This is a genomic window from Psychrobacillus sp. FSL K6-4615 (assembly GCF_038008225.1).
GTDB classification, from domain to species: Bacteria; Bacillota; Bacilli; order Bacillales_A; family Planococcaceae; genus Psychrobacillus; species Psychrobacillus psychrotolerans.
Genome location: NZ_JBBOYQ010000001.1, coordinates 1,981,365 through 1,998,647 on the forward strand (window position 1 = coordinate 1,981,365; position 17,283 = coordinate 1,998,647).

The following is a 17,283-nucleotide window of genomic DNA, read 5'->3' on the forward strand; positions in this document are numbered from 1 at the left end:
TTTAAAGAACCCCGCCCCGGCACTACCGGGTACGACTTCACCTGACTTAGCCCCTTCTGCGTATCAGCGCATCGTTGGACCCAGGAGGATTAGGCACTCGTTATTTTGGACTGTTTAACAAGAGTAGGAATTTCACCTACTAATTGAACTTAGCAGTTAGAATATCTTTCATTCCACACATTTCACTGACTTATCAGCTTATAGCGCAACGTTTCGTTTATTTTTATTGAGGAGTGACAGTTACATTTATAGTATAGGTTGTAGTAGACTTACCGTCTTCTGAGGTAACCGCTACTTTCCATGTGGCACCGCCATCAGTCGTTGTTGCTGTTCCTATAGATGCTTTTACGTTTGTTGGTGTTGCAATGACATTTGCCGCTGTTAGGTTTGCTAAAACAGTCCCTATTGGTAGTTCGACGTTATAAATCTTTGAATCCGACACATCTACCATCGCAGGTACACTGTTCACAGTTATTCCACTGATAGTAGAAACTGACGATTTAATTTCGATGAGTGTAATCGCTGCTTTAGCATCATCTAATGCCTGTGTAACTTCTATTGTTGTCTTTGCGGAATTGATTAAGTTCTTTCCAGTTGTTTTTAAGTTTAAGATGATTATCCAATTTGTTGTTGAGTAATCTGCTTCAACTTTATAGTTTGTAATCTCCGCTATTGCATTTGCCTTCGCTAAACGTAATGCACTTTCTGCCGGAGTTTCTGATGAACCTCCACTTCCTCCACTACCACCTGTTATTGGTGGTGTAGGAACTACCGGAGTTACAGGTGTTGGGAAGAAGATTCCTTGAAGTCTCTCCAACTCTTTTATTAATGCTTGATGGAACGCATTTGTACTGGATAGTTTTGCTACAAGTGATGGGATATCTTCTATCAACTTTACCGCTTCTTCTTTTTTTCCAGCAAGATATACCTGTTGTGCATTTGTTAACTTCATGATGATCGTCACAGGAACCATCATCTCATCACGCTTGTTATCTGCCGGCTTTTTATACTTCTGTAGCAGTAGATCACGAGGTGCTTTACCTGTGAAGCGATATAAAATAGATGTTCTTGATTTTAGTTGAACTGATAGCTTATGATAGGCTTTTTCAACTGCCAAAAAGTCATTTTTTGCTTCCGCTTCTTTTATTTCTTTAAGTAAAGGATCTAAATACTTCGTTGCGTAGTTATAAGCATCGATGTACGGGATAAGCCCTTTTTCTATTTTCTCATGATACAACGCCTCTAACTCTTTCAATTTAGCCTGTTTTTCTTTTTCTGAAAGACTAGATGCAAGAATGATTTTTCTTGTTTCTTGGTAATTTTTCTTTACGCTGTTTAACACTGCGTCAAGTGAAGAACTCGATACAAGGTCCCCTTTTAATGCAGGTTCTACATAGATTAAAGCCGCTTTTTTCATTTCCATTTTTACTGCATCAATCGATTGTTGAATGGAAGTTGTTTCTCCGTAAGCAATTGGTGAAAATGACAAAATACTTGAAACTAATAAAACTGCCACCATTATTTCTTTCCATAGTTTTCTTTTCATACTTTCTCCCCTTTGTAGAGCATTTTTAAATACTCTGAATTGTTCAAATCATATACCTTCTAACATTAAACTACTTTTGTTTATATGAATACTGAGGAATGTTAATAGTGACTAAAAATATTTAAAATTTCTCTTAAGCTCCATTTTTGTGAAAAGTATATAAAAAGAACGCTCCGATTGGAACGCTCTCTAGTAATAATTAGTTAATTTTTCTTGCAACACTTTTTGTTCCTGATGTGACATAAATTTGTGTAAAAGTAAGTTTATGACCATCAGAGCTAATCACTATGTAAGTCCATACGGCTAGCTGTCTATGCGCCCCTTCTGCGTATCAGAACATCGTTTGACCCAGGAGGATCAGGAACTTGTTATTTTAGACTGTTTAACAAGATTAGGAATTTCACCTACTAATTGAACATCGCAGTTAGACATACCAGGAACCCTAAAGAAATTATCAACTGCGTCTAAGACTAATGAAACCAATAAAAGTATACTTTAAAGATTTCTGGATCCATAAAATATTTGAAAGGACTGTGTAAAGTTTCAACACCCCATTTATTAGTCGCAAGAACAATCATCAGCTAAGTGTATGAGACTACTTTACTCCAACTAACAGTTACTTAACAAAGTTTTTTAATATTTCATAGACTTCTCTCTTCCTGCATTATTATCTTACACAAAAGAATAAATGAATAAATAATATATATCTTGTGTGATTCAATTTCCTATAAAGAAGATATTTAGCTTTTGTAGAATATCCTCCTTCGTGATAAATACCAAAAAATTCGTGACTATCCCCATTTCAAAAAAGATATAAACTATAGATATAGATTAATTGAACCACCACAATAAAAAAAGTACCCACAAGGAGTGATAACAAGATGCAAATGGTTTTGCTAAATGCAAAAACAACCGCTCCACAAGCTTTTGCTGAAACGGTTGAACGAGATAGGTTATATGATTTACTTCGTAGTAATGCATCAAAACAAGTAACATTAATACAAGCACCTGCAGGGTATGGTAAAACAACTCTTCTTAGTCAGTGGTTTAATTTATTGAAGGATCCGGTTGCATGGCTTTCCATAGATGATGCAGATAATGATCCTATTAGTTTTTGGAAATATGTTGTTCATAATATATCTGAAAGCACCCAAACGGATATAGGTAAAATTCTTCTTCCTTTATTTAATTTGCAAGATCAGACATCGTTAGAATTTCTGATTGATTCTTTTTTAAGTGAGATTGGTTCGATTCCGCAAACACTACATATCGTATTCGACGATTATCATTTAATCCAAAATGATGCCATTCACAAAATGAATAATTTTTTTAGTGAAAATATTGACAAACTATTAGCTGGTTTAGTTGAAAAAGGAGTAAAAAGGGTAGTCAGTGCCATTTCTTCTTGGTATTTACTATCTAGCCAAATCTCCGAAAGCAGAAGTAAATTCTGTTCTTATCTGGATAATGAATTCTATCGGTTCTCCGATATTATCTTTGGTATGCAGATTCTCCCGGGTCTTTCCTTCATACCAAGTTCTCTTGATTTTAATTTTCATGGGAGTTGAAGAACCTAAAGATTACTATAACGTGAAAAATATCTTTAACTATTTCCTTAGTGGATTAGACTGTTTCTAAAAAAAAATTAAAATAAATGGTTAAAAAAGTAAATTAATATTATTGCATCAGTCATACAGATTCCTTCGTCACAGAAGTAATTCGCTTCATCATTGCCCTACACCGTTTCACACTTTCTGAGCTGTCACTGTATTTCCACTTAGTACCAATGTTATCTTTATAGTTGTTATAACCCTTATAATCAGTAACTATTTCTTTATAATCGCGTTTACAAGTTCATATCCTCTTGCTTCTAATTCTGCAATTGCTATATCCAGTTCGGCTATCGTAATTCGATGGATTAAGAGAAGTCCTCATCTTTCCTTTGATTATTTTACAACACCCCTTGTCTAGGCACTTTTCCAATTTATCCGATTTTCAGCTCTGTGTTATCCAACATAACTTTTGTAGCGTCTGTACTTACAACACTTCCCATTGTTATATAATGTAACCATTCTAGTATAGGATAGTCATTTTATTCAAATACGATTGTAAGTTTAACGTCTAGATCTGAACCATTATTAACAGTTATAGGAAGGACGATTGTTTTCCCTTTCAAATCTGCTAATGATTTTGCTTCACCAAAAGCCATTTTCATAGCAGCTAATGCTTCCAGCGATGTTGGAGCACTTCCATTAACTTTTGTAATACTTAATCCAGTAACTAATGTTGTATAAAATCCTTGAGAAAATGCTTCAACACTAATATCTTCTTTAATCGCAACAACTAAAGCATTAGAAATTTTAGATGAAACGGCAATATTTTTACTATAACTAGCATTTAATTCAGTGATTAATACTGCAACTTTTGCATCTAATGTCTCTTGCGCTGTGTTTGGTGATGGCAATATAGGTGCTGCATTCATTAGTGTTTTAATCTTTTCTACTTCTTTCAATAATGTCGGTGCATATTTATTCGTTGCAGGTAAAGTCTTCAATAAAACTTCTACTTCTGCATATGCTTTTAACGCCTCTTCTTTTTTACCAGCAGCATATATTGTATTAAGCTCTGTCATTTTCATATAAAGTGTTACTGGTAACGCTAGCTCATTACGAATTGCATCCGCAGGTTTTTTATAGTTTTCTAACAATAAATCACGAGCTGCTTTGCCAGAAAAACGATAGAGAATCGACGTTCTATTTTTTAATTGATTAGACAATTGGTGATACCCTTTTACAACAGCTGCAAAATCATTTTCCGCTTCTGCTTCTTGCATTTCTTTCATGATTGGCGCTAAATATTTTGTCGCATAGTTATATGCATCAATATATGAAACTAGACCTTTGTTAATTTTTTCATTATATACAGCATCAAGCTCACTTAACTTTGCTGCTTTGTTTTTTGTAGAGAGTGATGAAGCATTGATTGTTTTTTTTGTAGTTTCGTAGTTTTGTTTAACACTGTTTAATGTAACGTATAATGAACTGCTTGGAGCAAGCAGTCCCGTTAATGCAGGATTAACATATTGCTCCGTTGCCTTATTTAATTCATTCTTCATTGCACTTAAATCAACTGAAGTTGTTTTCCCGTATGCGATTGGAGAAAATGCCAAAATCGAACTTGATAATACCGCCGCTGCTACTGTACTTTTTATTAGATTTTTTTTCATCATTATTCCTCCTAAGTTTTTATTTAATTTGAAAGTTCAATAGTATGTTTGTTTTTAAAGACTTTCCAGACTTATCTTGTAAATCATTCGTAATCATCAATTGATATGATCCTGATTTATAGCCTTGTTTTGGAGCCGTAATAATAATTTGTTTTGGATTGTCTTTAGATATTTCTACTCCAACTCGGACAAGGCTTACCCCGTCTTTCACTACGTAAATTGCTTTTTGTACACTAGTAGAACGAACCTCCTTGTTCAATGTAATAATCCACTTTTTGTCAGGTACAACAGATTCTGCTTTTTGGATTTTATTGCCCCATTCACCGGAAGCACTTGGAAAAGGACCATTTACAGGAATCGTGTAGTTTTGAAAGAATTGATCAGCCATTACTTGATATCCAGCCTCATTAGGGTGTATATCTTCTGGTTTTTCCAGGTAATTTTTTCCGTTTAAATCAAACAGAGATGCTACCTCGACAAAGTGAATCCCTTCACTTTCTGCAATTGCTTTCATTTTAGAATTCATCATAGTAAAAGCAAGTTGCAGTTGAAATTTAGTTGCCTCGTCAGTTAGATGTGGTAATGGAAAAAAATAACCATACATATATATATCCGCACCTGGATTCAACAACTTCACTTGTTTAATCGCAGTAGACAAATTTCCTGCAACCGTGTTCAATAGCGTAGTTGCTTTAGCAACATCCGCATCAATATGTCCATTGCTAGGGTCGTACATTTCGTCGATAAAATCGTTTGCTCCACTAATAATTGTAATAAGTTCAGCTTCCTTTAAAGATTGTTGCACATCAGCTCGCTTCAATGTTTCTAGTAGACCAACACTAGTTTCACCAGAACCCGCATAAGCCTTTGTGAACGAGCCTAACATTCCTTCTTTTGCAATTGATTCACTGATCATATCTGTAAAGCCCCTACCTACCTTAACTCCATATGGTGTGTGCCCAGTTGCTAAAGAATCTCCTAATGCTACATAGTCGATTTTCACATTTTCGGCTGAAGCAAAAGGAATCCAAAAGACCAAAAGAGTGAATATTCCGACCAACAAAAACACCCATATCCTCTTCAATAAAAATTCTCCATTCTTATATTATTTAAATAGTTAAATCAATTTATTTTTCTTTTACTTGTATAGAGGAAACAATACAATACTGAGGAATGGTAATGTTTTGATTCTTAACACTACTCTGTTTACTCCGGCTATCTTTTACTGTCATTTTTCATTTCATCAATCCAAAATCATCCTTTCTCACATAAAGAGATCATTCAAAAGAAATTTCTATGTTTTTTGAAATTCTAAATAATATATGGAGAGGATAGGCTAACATGTAGAACAGGAATTCCCAATTTTATGCACTCTCCTAATTATTTTAATAGAAATTTTAACTCCGCAATACTGACAAATGTTAATATTAAGAAGATTAACATTCGATATCATAGATAATCTAGAGTAAAATAGTAGATAACATATCATCTCTTCATAAAGATTTCTTTACTTGAAAGGAGGTACTTTCGGTTGGAACCAATGCTAAATATTACCAAATTAATCATACCAAAGCTTTCATCACAATATATTGAACGTTTTCATCTAAATGCCCTATTCAAAGCCAACAGCTATAAAAAAGTTACGATACTGCGAGCACCTGCAGGTTACGGTAAAACAACTTTACTAAGTGCGTATCTTAGAAAAATTCCAGAATCCGTTGCTTGGGTCGCACTAGATGAGGGAGATAACGACCCCATTCAATTTTGGACTTATTTAGTTAAAGCCATCAATGATGCTTATCAAACAATGTCTGAAGATACGATTGTCTCTTTATTACAAATCCCAAATCAGAGCTTGCTGAAAATTGGACTTTATAGGCTAATAGAAGAATTAACAGCATATCATCATCCAATCACTATTGTGTTAGATGACTACCATTTCATTCAAGACCAACAAATTCATGACTTTCTCATTCAATCCATTGAGTACTTACCAGATAATGTGCACCTGTATTTTACATCACGAAGAGCTATCCCCTTTCCACTTGCTAAATGGCGTGTTAAACAATGGGTTCAGGAATTGAATTTGTCTGATTTGAAATTCAATCGTCAGGATACCAAGTTATTTTTAACACAAGCAACAAATCGAACACTGAGTGAATCACACATACAAAACATTTATGACAAAACAGAAGGATGGATTTCGGGCTTAATATTGACAACCCTCGCCTATGAAAATGAGAATATGACCATAGTGCCGTATCAGTCTTTCACAACCGAATTTTTATGGCAGGAAATTTTTCATAAACTACCTTTAGATATTCAGGATTTCTTACTCAAAACCTCTCTTTTACAAGAGTTGGACCCAACACTTTGTAACGAGTTAACAGGACGTACAGATAGCGCAATTTTGCTACAGCAACTTGTGGAAGATGGCTTATTTACTTTTCAGTTACCATCCACTGTAATAACCTATAGATACCACCATCTATTTAAAGATGCGTTACGAAATGAGTTAGCAAAACGTTATGATGCCCCTACCACTAAACAAATTGTAAAAAAAGCGGTCTTCACTTATTATGCAAAGAGCGAGTTAATTCAAGCTATTGAGCTCGCTATAAAATATAAAATATATGACGTTGCAGTAAGTTTTATAGACGAACATCTATTAACACTTCTTTCATCTGTGCAACCCGGAAAATTCATAGCATGGTTACGTTTGTTACGGGAAGTTTCTTCCCCGTTAAGTTATGGGGTCCTTATTTCTGGATTTATGAATACCGTTTTAACGTTACAATTTAAACTAGCTCAAGAGCTAATGGATGAGTTAGAGGCGTTACACCTGGCAGAAAAGTGGATGGATGACCCACAAAATGAGGCCTTAACGAACCTTTATATCCGAACGAAAGCCTATTATTTTGTCGGGCTCGGTGACAAACTACCTTATGTTCTATCGTTGCTACAGTCACAACTTTCGAACGAGGGGAAGTCATCCGAGTGGGATAGCCTTGACATTTCATATAATAATTATGAAATAAACCTACTGAGAATGGGATTAGCCTCAAAAGGGAAATTAATTTCAAGCGAGGACATATCGAAAGTCACGCAGTTATTCAGACATACCGAACTGAATACACTAGTTGTTTCACCTTATATTTTTGCTGTTGGTGTGGCGATGCTCTATGAATTAAATGAAATAACTGAGGCAGAAAAGGAATTAGCCATTGTGATTAATAGTGGTCTTCAAAATTACAGGCCGGATTTATATGTTCCTATGTACATATTGAAAGCACAAATGTATATTATGCACGATCAATTACTTTCTGCACAGGCAATGCTTCAACAAATTACAGAGAAGGTAAACGAAAAACATTGGAAAAACACACTAAAAATAATGCAAGCTCATTGTCACTTGTTAAATGGGGAACTTGAAAGTGCAAAGTTTTTACTAGATATCACCAAATCATATGAACCATTTTGGCGGCTTACGTATACACGTTTCCTATTAAAGAGCTCTCTCAATGAGGAAGCATTACATACTATTATTCAAGTAAAAACAGAAGCTCAACAAGAAGGACAGCTGGCGACACTTATAGAAGCGACTGTACTAGAAGTCATTTGCCATGATCAAATGACTAATCATGACGTTGCATTTAAGACGTTACATGATGCCTTTCAATTGGCTGCAACGTATGGATACATCCGAACGTTCCTTGATGAAAAGGGGGTCTTACCAATTATTGAACGTTATTTCCGTAACCCTTCTTATGTAGGAAATTGGAATCCACTTCTACAAGACCATTTAGCCAAACTCAAGGAGTGCATACCTCTTTTAAAAGGTATTAAACAAGTAATTGAGCCGTTAACACCGCGTGAAAAAGATATTCTCAAGCTTATTATTGCAGGGGCCAAGAATCGTGAAATTGCAAATGAGCTAGACCTTTCCCAAGGAACTGTTCGTGTCTATATTTCCACCATTTATAGTAAACTTGGTGTCACTTCGCGTGTACAAGCACTTTTATTGGCACAGCAAAATCAAGGTATTTTAACTTAAGTCGTTTTAGAGGTAGTCGCATTTCGTATTCAACTTTTTTTAGTGCCCGGTACCTGAAAATAAATATAAAAGTTTCTCCTTTTCGGATAAAAAATACCGTCTAAAGCGCTATAAATCAGCGTTCTAGATGATCTTTTTAAAAACTTCATTTACTTATGTTATGTTTCATCGAGACTAATATAAAACTGTGTTATTTTCTTACAGAACCATCTATCTCTATTTTTTAGTTCTATAATATTTGTTGGGGTATTTCTACAATTGCACATAAAAAAATGCACGTAACTTCCGATTCTTTTATACTTGAATTGTCGAGAAACAAGTATGAAAAGGAGCTACGTGCAAATGAACTAATTTCAACTCTCTTAAAGTTAATATGATTTAAACCTAATTCACATAATCCTTTTACCGCTTCTAACATATATCCGTTACCTCTAAATCTTGTGTTAATCCAATAACCTATATGACTTTTTGGGATGTCCCAGTTTAAACCTTCGAAACTTGTTATTCCTATAAAATCATTAGTGTCTTTATGGAAAATCAGGAAACGTAAACTATCTTTTTTGAAAAAGTTAATATATGCTTCTCTCAAATTCACTTCTGTTTCCTCCACAGTAGGGAGTGTCTGTGCAAAAGGCAACCAAGCCTTTAATTCATTAAAAGATTCTTTAATTGCATCATTAACAATAGTACCGTCCCCTGATTGCCTAGGTGCTCGTAATAATAACCTTTCTGTCTCTATTTGTAATGGTATATCTAATAATAATGGATTCACCATTATATCCTTTTAAACTCTACTGCTCCCTAAACGAGGTTTTTACCTTACTTTTATTTGGCAACGTTAACAATGTTTTTAATATTTTTTTGCATAATAAACCATATTTAAAAAGACAGTAGAAATATATAATGCCATGAATAGTGATAATACTTGAAAGGCAGCAAGGTTAAGCGACGATGTAGGGTTGAAAATAATCATTAAAATAACGGCAAAACTAATACCCCAAAAATAACTAATATATACTGCACGTTCACGGATTTTTTGAGCCCGCTCATCTTTTGCAGAAAAGTGGGGTGCTAAATAAGCTAAACAGAACGCCATAATCGTTAAAGCAATTGCCATTAATGCTTCTGGAAACTTACCTGAAAAAATATAAGCACCATTAATTAGAAGTGTATTTATTAGCATAATGAAACCTAAAATTACAAAAATTGCTCTATTGTGTTTCATTGATGGTCCTCCTCATAAATAAAAATATCTTCAATATGACAATTAAATAAACGAGCTAACTTAAATGCTAATGTGATTGAAGGATCATAACGTCCTTTTTCCAAAGATATTATGGTTTGCCTAGAGATATTACGGCTTTAGTTGAACAAAAAAAGAGCTGTATTATCCAACTCTATATTTCACTAAAGCACCCGTTAGCCATCCATGTAGCGCAAAATCAGCGCTACACCACAGAGAATGAAAATGTGAAAAACGGGTATAGGTTACTATGGCTGGCGAAGAAGGTCGATCAACTATGGTACCATTGAGCCCATCCGTTAGTCTGACTCCAGCGACCACGGTGCATCACAGACTGTCGCACTCTATACGAGTAGCACTCATGGGAGATTAATCCTACTCTGGTTATTGCACCAGCCTGCCTTTATTCTAACAAGAATGGAGTTGATTCTTAATTTACCTTTCAACTAGATAAACATTCTGAAGGCTCAGCCTTTTTTAAAAAAGCAATTTCTGAGTCTCTTTTGTTATGCAATTTTGTATATTTTGAGCATTTTTTAATTTTCATGGGAGTTGAAGAAGCCTATTTTATTGAACGCCTTCATTCTTTCTATGAACATAGGTAAGATCCTTAAAGTAGTACAATGAATAATCTTTTCTAATGTCTACTTCAAACGAGAAAATTTCCTTTGTTGATACATCCTCAAGAAGAATTTCAAATAAACCCATACCTATACGATAATTAATTTCCAAGGGTTGTATGTTCTCTCTTCTTATTTCGTAATTTGTTTCAACATAGCTTGCTGCATAATTATAAGCAACAGCACTTCTCGATTTAGAGTCAAAATAAGTGTAACAAATAAAAATAACAAGTAGACAAAATATTATATTGAATATTATTACTTTCTTCACTTTACACCCCTTTTCGCTTGTTCAACTAAACTGCTGCGTTAGTTCAATAAGAAAAAAAGCTTTACTCCTTCTTGTAGTAAAGCAACCGTAAGTTTAATTGTTCAGATGTGCAGTGCCATATTCTACTAACCACTTATCGATAGCATCTTTTGAATAATAAACTTTATCAACAATTTTTATATAGGGAAGTACACTCGTGCTAGTAGGTGGTCCCCCAACAGGACCTAATTTTTTACTTTCCTCAACACTTAAACCTAAATACGATGCTAATTCTTCTTGTGTTAGTAATTTCTTTACCTCTTCTTTAACATCATTTTCTTCCTGAACAGTTTGACTTGGATAGACATCTTTGTTGGCATTAGCTACTAACCAACTGCCTATTACAATAGATATTGCTAAACTAAAAATAGAAATTGAAATTAAATTATTTTTCACTTATATCCCCTCATATTTCCTTGAACATTCTGAATTCTACTTACACAAACCTACCACATTAGTTATAAAAAAGTACCACCTGAAAACTTGAAGTAAAGCACCCGTTAGCTTAATAAACATCTGTTAGTCTTCATCCAAATGGTATGTTTAATATAGTAATATAGGCACTCCTATAATTGCTATACCTAAACTTATAAAGAATGTAATAAGCCAATCTCTTTTTTCTGTCGTCTTAAGTAGTATATTCAGTACCAAACCAAAACAAAAACAAACTATAAATCCAAACAAGACCCAAATGAGTGGTTCCATAAATTACCTCTTAGCCTAAATTATGTAGTTTTTCATCATAAATCCTTTAATAAAACTAATCTGCGTCTTTACTTGAATACGTTTGAAACGAAACAAGGTTACATTTATAAATTAATTTTCCGTTTAAAACCATCAAAAATCCATTTTGCTTATTAAACTAAACTCCACATTAGTTCAATTAGAAAAAGGCTTTACTCCTTCTTGAAGTAAAGCACCCGTTAGTTGAATAAGCACCTGCCCATTTATTACACATTATGGTCGAATTGTTCATTAGAAATGGACAATACCGGTAATACAATCGGTTTTATTGTAAATATTAAGTTTAAATTCCAAAAAAATTCTCATACTTAAAATAATACTTGTAGAAGGATGTGAGTCTTTTGGAAGAAACAAAATTTGCAGAACTAAATCATGAGCAACTCAAGGAAATAAAACAACTAGAGGAACAATTAGATGTAGCTTTAATTGCATATGACAGTTCTGTATTAGAAAGTCAAAACAAGTTAGGCAACACACCTGATTAGATTATGCTTAGTGTTTAGAATGGTTATTTCTAAACACTTTTTTTATTGCACAATATGTGTCAAATGCGACATAAAAACTCCCATTTTCTTCTTCTACTAAACTGCTGCGTTAGCCATCCATGCAGCACAAAAAAATGCTGCACCACAGAGAATGAAAATGGTTAGGAAGTGTCAATACTGTTACTGACCTTAATCCATAGACTTATTTACGCTCTCCTCTTTTTTTTATGTTTAAGTAGGGGTCTTCTTAAGTATTGTCATTTTTTCATTTTTTGAAGAACTAATTTTCATGGGAGTTCAATAAGAACAAGCTACCTTTACAGGCAGCCACTTGTTTAACTAAAGCACCCATTAGCCATCCATGAAGCGCAAAATCAGCGCTTCAACACAGAGAATGAAAATGTGAAAAACGGGTATAGGATACTACGGCTGGCGAAGAAGGTCGATCAACTATGGTGCCATTGAGTCCATCCGGTAGTCTGACTTCAACGACCACGGTGCATCACAGACTGTCGCACTCTATACGAGTAGCACTCTTGGAAGATTAATCCTACTCTGGTTATTGCACCAGCTTGCCTTTATTCTTACAAGAATAGAGTTGATTCTTGATTTACCTTTCAACTAATATAAACATTCCGAAGGCTCAGCCTTTTTAAAAAAAAGCATTTTCTGAGTCTCTTTTTTTTATGCAATTTTATAGCTATTGTACGTTTTTTAATTTTCATGGGAGCTTAATAAGGAAACTACCTTACACCTCTTCTTTATCAAGTAAATAACCATAAAATTCTTCGTGGAATGCAATATCTTCTTGTAGTGATTCTTTAGTGTCTCTATCAATTAAATCAACTAAAAATTTGTCAGCAAGTTCATCGCCACCATCAATCATAACTAATATTGAATGCATTACACCCTGTATCACGTTTTTAACTACTTTTCTATACGCTTCCAATTCCTCTTGACTTGAGAGTTTTTATTGCATTATTTTAAGTGATTCTTCCACATCAGTCCAAGCAGTTAAATCTGTGTTTGGATTCAAACTATCAACTGCTTATTCTCCCCAAACGTCCTTTGCCTTTAACGATGGATAAGATATAGCTTTCTGCTGTGCTTAAGGCATTAGCCCTCTCGATTTACTAACATTATGGAGATCAATCCCTTCAACCATTTGGTTTTCGGCCCGCCACCTAACTGTATATAAGAAAAGCGATTCTTATTAAAGAATCGCGCCCGATAATGGAATAACTATGAAGCTTCTATTGGTGGCTTTAAACTCAATCGATTCACGGTTTTACCAGTCAGGTTGTTTTCTTTGTATTGATTATTTAAAGCCTGGAACTACAGTTGGATAAGGTTATAAGTTATTCCTTTTTAAAAAATCATCTAAATTGTCAACAAGGTCATTTATGTCACTTAATAGTGTTATGGTATTGTTGCTAAGAATCATGATTATGTTTTCTTCCATTTTGTCTGGGAGATATTTGCATGTTTTTTGTGCGATCTTAATTAATTTCTTTTCTCCAGGGTGTGGCAACTCGTTAATCGCAAATAAGATATCGAAGTAACTTGCAAGTAACGCAGCAACTCTATGGTTGACACTTATGTAGTCTTTTCTTTTTAGAGCTTTCTCGATTTGAAAATAGTAGGATGTAACACTGTCTCTTAATAAAGGGTAATTTTTGTTAAGGATATTTTCTTTTAATTCTTTTGGAAAGGCTACGTTAATTTTATCCTTTAGTTTCTTTAATCGACCATTTTGATCATATAGTATTTCGGAATTTAAATAATTACTCCAAAAGCATGTAGTATAACCAACCCGAGCCTGGAAATTCACTACCGTTTTCATAAGTTCGTTTTCAATCCCAGCATAATTTCTATATATAATTTCTATACCAATATTGGGTTCATTTAGCATTCCATCATCTTCTGTTTCCCAATACTGGTTATTAATCTCCATATAATCCGAAAACGGTTCTAACAATTTTTTGCGAGTGCTTGTAGGGATTTTCTGATTACCATAAATATACAAATCTATATCAGAGTGTTCATCTTGGGTATTTGTTGAAAGAGAGCCAGAGAGTACAACACCTTCCACTTCTTCTAACTGAGAAAATACAGACGAAATCTTCATAATCATGTTATTAATAGTATTCATTTTGGATTTCTTCCCATCTATTTTTTATTTTTCGTATTGCCCCAATTATAGGGTATTTATGGGGTGTGAACCATAAGAATGAATTTGTTTAACTAATGAGTGAGATTATATTACCACTTAGGATCAGTAATGAAATAAACACTGATTGACAAAATCAGAAGGAAAATTAGAAGTAATTGAAAACATATCCCTACAATACTAAAGACCCTACCTGAAATAGCCAAACCTCTTTTATTGGATCCCTCAATTTCAACAATACTTTTAGATGATTTAACAAGTCCAAGTATACCAAGAGTTAAGCCAATATAAGGTATGACTATAGTTAATACTTCTTATGTTAATGAAACAATAGATTTATTATTTGTTTTTTTCACTCCATAGCCCTTATAAGTTTTTTTCTTAATTTAAACAGCAAATTAGGAATGTCATTTATAGTAGTTCTCTAATCTCGACTCATTTCCTTCCCATTATATTTGATAATTATTTTCTTTATTCTTCATATCGGAATGAAATTCCTTGTAGAACTAACCTTCCTCTATAAACATTGAGATATCAATGGTTTACATCACTTCGTGATTTAAGAAAAATATTTTTCTTTTATTTAATAAACAGAGTCTTGAATTTATAGATTTTAATACCAAGTTGAGCGTACGCTTCGCTAAAACTAATGGAAATCATTAGCTTTTTTCTCCACTATGTGAAGCACAATGGATCTCTACGAAACTTATCAAGACGTACCAACTTAATGTTTTGGACATAAAGATAGACCATCAAAAATGGTGTCCATATTTTGCTAAAGCACCCGTTAGCCATCCATGTAGCGCAAAATCAGCGCTACACCACAGAGAATGAAAATGTGAAAACCTGGGTATAGGATACTACGGCTGGGAGAGGAAGGTCGATGAACTATGGTGCCATAGAGCCCATCCGTTAGTCTGACTCCAACGACCACGGTGCATCACAGACTGTCGCTCCCTTACGGGAAGCACTCATGGGAGATTAATCCTACTCTGGTTATTGCACCAGCCTCCAATACTATTTGCCGTAGAAAGGATGATTACAATGGAAGTAATCATTGAACGTGCTTGTGGGATGGATGTCCATAAGGATTCCATTACTGCTTGTATTATTACCCCAAAAGGAAAGGAGATTCAAACGTTTTCCACTAAAACTGTATTTCTATTACAGTTAATTGACTGGATTAAGGGGCATGGTTGTACTCACGTAGCAATGGAGAGTACAGGTGTATTTTGGAAGCCTATTGTTAACTTGCTAGAAGCCGAGAGCATTGAATTTTTAGTAGTGAACGCTCAACATATGAAAGCAGTACCAGGTCGCAAGACCGATGTAAAGGATGCCGAATGGATTGCCAAACTTCTTCGTCATGGTCTACTTAAAGCAAGTTTTATTCCAGACCGAAATCAGCGGGAATTGCGAGAGTTAGTTCGATACCGTCGAAGTATTATTGAAGAGCGTGCGAGACAACATAATCGGATTCAAAAGGTTTTAGAAGGAGCGAATATCAAACTCGGTTCCGTTGTCTCCGACATCATGGGTGTTTCATCGCTTGATATGCTTCGTGCTATCGCCGATGGCGAAAATGATCCTGAGAAATTAGCTAGCTTTGCCCGCCGATCAATGAAGAAGAAAAAGAGTGAACTAGAACTAGCTCTTCGAGGATATATCAATCCACATCAACGTCTCATGTTGAAAACCATTCTGGTCCATATAGAATTTCTAACTGAGCAGATTGAGCTATTAAACGAAGAGGTGGCTACTAGGTTATCCTCCCATCAAGAAGATATAGAACGATTGGATTCCATTCCTGGCATCGCCACTCGAATGGCTGAACAAATTTTAGCCGAAGTCGGTACAGAAGTGGAGAAGCAATTCCCCAGTTCGGCGCACTTATGTTCCTGGGCAGGATTAGTACCTGGACATAATGAAAGTGCGGGCAAGAGGAAATCAACCAACATGAAAAAAGGAAACAAGTACTTGAAATCGGCATTAATTGAAGCAGCTCATTCTGTTAGAGGATCCAAAACCTACTTGGGATCCTTGTATAGGCGTACTGCATCAAGAAAGGGTAAAAAGCGGGCAGGGATATCGGTGGCTCATGCCATTTTAAGAATCAGCTATTATCTCCTAACACGCAAAGAAATGTACGTAGACTTAGGGGAAGATTACTTTGACAAACAAAAAGAACAATCAATTGTACGATATTCTGTTCGAAGACTTGAAAACTTAGGTTACAACGTGACAATCACTGAACCAAATGCCTCCTAATCCAACCCACAATTTAATTCTCTTTTAGGCGCTGCACTTTTTTAAAAAATTATTGGGCTGCGTCAGATTTCGTATTGCCTTTTTCTCTAAATCGAAGATTTTAATTTTCATGGGAGTTGATTTATTACAAAATAATTTCTTCACCGATACTTATAGCACGAAAAGGATTCCTATCCTTTGATTTTAACGATTCAATAAAGTCTGAAGTTAAGTCCTCTTTGTTAATAATTATTCTTGTAGAACCAGATACTCCACCGTTTAAAAAAATGGGTTCAATAGATTCTTGATTCTTAAGTCGTTGATAATAAAAACTGTCTAAAATAATAGTTGCATAACTAAAATGCCTGTATTGATAGTGAATTGATAGTTAACTTCAATAATAAGTTCGTCATTGTTTTCCTTTATCTCATAGGTGAAACTTTTTACTTCTGTACTTTTATTAGGAAATAAAATCCACACTAAGCACAATAAAAAAATCACAGATATAATGAAAATTACTACTTTGTTTCTTTTCAAAAATTCACCCCCATTTTATTAGTCGAGTAGAAGAGAACCTCTCTACCTCACGGTAGATTGTGTTCCTCCCCCCTCACAGAACCGTGCTTGCGCTATTTACG

At 34.6% G+C, this 17,283-nt stretch carries 15 protein-coding genes; 4 read left to right on the forward strand and 11 right to left on the reverse strand.

Annotated elements, in window-relative coordinates; all coding sequences use genetic code 11:
* Positions 1 to 223: 223 nt before the first annotated feature.
* Positions 224 to 1,546 (reverse strand): hypothetical protein, encoded by a 1,323-nt coding sequence (locus MKX53_RS09775; protein ID WP_340910939.1) that lies wholly within the window; start codon positions 1,544 to 1,546, stop codon positions 224 to 226.
* Between the two features lie 881 nt (positions 1,547 to 2,427).
* Here MKX53_RS09775 and MKX53_RS09780 point away from each other — a divergent pair.
* Positions 2,428 to 3,114 carry a hypothetical protein gene (locus MKX53_RS09780; protein WP_340910941.1) on the forward strand — a complete coding sequence of 229 codons (687 nt, stop codon included), beginning with the start codon at positions 2,428 to 2,430 and terminating at the stop codon, positions 3,112 to 3,114.
* Positions 3,115 to 3,638: 524 nt separating this feature from the next.
* On the opposite strand, the gene MKX53_RS09785 is transcribed toward MKX53_RS09780, so the two are convergent.
* Together MKX53_RS09785 and MKX53_RS09790 are read right to left on the reverse strand one after the other, a co-directional pair.
* Entirely contained in the window at positions 3,639 to 4,775 is a 1,137-nt protein-coding gene (locus MKX53_RS09785; RefSeq protein WP_340910943.1) for a hypothetical protein, read from the reverse strand.
* A 16-nt stretch (positions 4,776 to 4,791) separates the two neighbouring features.
* A complete protein-coding gene (locus tag MKX53_RS09790) occupies positions 4,792 to 5,856 on the reverse strand; it encodes an SGNH/GDSL hydrolase family protein (RefSeq protein ID WP_340910945.1) in 1,065 nt (354 codons plus the stop codon).
* A gap of 456 nt (positions 5,857 to 6,312) precedes the next feature.
* On the opposite strand from MKX53_RS09790, the gene MKX53_RS09795 reads away from it, so the two are divergent.
* Positions 6,313 to 8,826 (forward strand): LuxR C-terminal-related transcriptional regulator, encoded by a 2,514-nt coding sequence (locus tag MKX53_RS09795; protein ID WP_340913311.1) that lies wholly within the window; start codon positions 6,313 to 6,315, stop codon positions 8,824 to 8,826.
* Positions 8,827 to 9,055: 229 nt separating this feature from the next.
* Here the strand turns inward: MKX53_RS09795 and MKX53_RS09800 are convergent, their stop codons facing one another.
* From MKX53_RS09800 to MKX53_RS09820, 5 genes are all read right to left on the reverse strand, one after another.
* On the reverse strand, positions 9,056 to 9,598 hold the full coding sequence (locus MKX53_RS09800; protein ID WP_340913312.1) for a GNAT family N-acetyltransferase: 543 nt from the start codon (positions 9,596 to 9,598) through the stop codon (positions 9,056 to 9,058).
* A gap of 78 nt (positions 9,599 to 9,676) precedes the next feature.
* Complete coding sequence (locus MKX53_RS09805) at positions 9,677 to 10,051, reverse strand: hypothetical protein (RefSeq protein WP_340910947.1); 375 nt, start codon at positions 10,049 to 10,051, stop codon at positions 9,677 to 9,679.
* Positions 10,048 to 10,179 (reverse strand): helix-turn-helix transcriptional regulator, encoded by a 132-nt coding sequence (locus MKX53_RS09810; RefSeq protein WP_340913314.1) that lies wholly within the window; start codon positions 10,177 to 10,179, stop codon positions 10,048 to 10,050. Before MKX53_RS09810 ends, MKX53_RS09805 begins: the two co-directional genes overlap by 4 nt.
* A gap of 457 nt (positions 10,180 to 10,636) precedes the next feature.
* Positions 10,637 to 10,960: a histidine kinase gene (locus MKX53_RS09815; RefSeq protein ID WP_340910949.1), complete on the reverse strand. Its 324-nt coding sequence runs from the start codon at positions 10,958 to 10,960 to the stop codon at positions 10,637 to 10,639.
* A gap of 93 nt (positions 10,961 to 11,053) precedes the next feature.
* The gene (locus MKX53_RS09820) at positions 11,054 to 11,395 is read right to left on the reverse strand and encodes a helix-turn-helix domain-containing protein (RefSeq protein WP_093534077.1); all 342 of its coding nucleotides are present in this window, start codon (positions 11,393 to 11,395) and stop codon (positions 11,054 to 11,056) included.
* 689 nt (positions 11,396 to 12,084) lie between these two features.
* Between MKX53_RS09820 and MKX53_RS09825 the strand changes: the two genes are divergently transcribed.
* Positions 12,085 to 12,228 carry a hypothetical protein gene (locus MKX53_RS09825; RefSeq protein WP_422193388.1) on the forward strand — a complete coding sequence of 48 codons (144 nt, stop codon included), beginning with the start codon at positions 12,085 to 12,087 and terminating at the stop codon, positions 12,226 to 12,228.
* Positions 12,229 to 12,976: 748 nt separating this feature from the next.
* Here the strand turns inward: MKX53_RS09825 and MKX53_RS09830 are convergent.
* Positions 12,977 to 13,177: a hypothetical protein gene (locus MKX53_RS09830; RefSeq protein ID WP_340910954.1), complete on the reverse strand. Its 201-nt coding sequence runs from the start codon at positions 13,175 to 13,177 to the stop codon at positions 12,977 to 12,979.
* Between the two features lie 402 nt (positions 13,178 to 13,579).
* Complete coding sequence (locus MKX53_RS09835) at positions 13,580 to 14,380, reverse strand: nucleotidyltransferase domain-containing protein (protein WP_340910955.1); 801 nt, start codon at positions 14,378 to 14,380, stop codon at positions 13,580 to 13,582.
* 1,062 nt (positions 14,381 to 15,442) lie between these two features.
* On the opposite strand from MKX53_RS09835, the gene MKX53_RS09840 reads away from it, so the two are divergent.
* Positions 15,443 to 16,666 (forward strand): IS110 family transposase, encoded by a 1,224-nt coding sequence (locus tag MKX53_RS09840; RefSeq protein WP_340910958.1) that lies wholly within the window; start codon positions 15,443 to 15,445, stop codon positions 16,664 to 16,666.
* Between the two features lie 315 nt (positions 16,667 to 16,981).
* Here the strand turns inward: MKX53_RS09840 and MKX53_RS09845 are convergent, their stop codons facing one another.
* Positions 16,982 to 17,182, reverse strand: coding sequence for a hypothetical protein (locus MKX53_RS09845; RefSeq protein WP_340910960.1), 201 nt, complete (start codon positions 17,180 to 17,182; stop codon positions 16,982 to 16,984).
* Between the last annotated feature and the right edge of the window lie 101 nt (positions 17,183 to 17,283).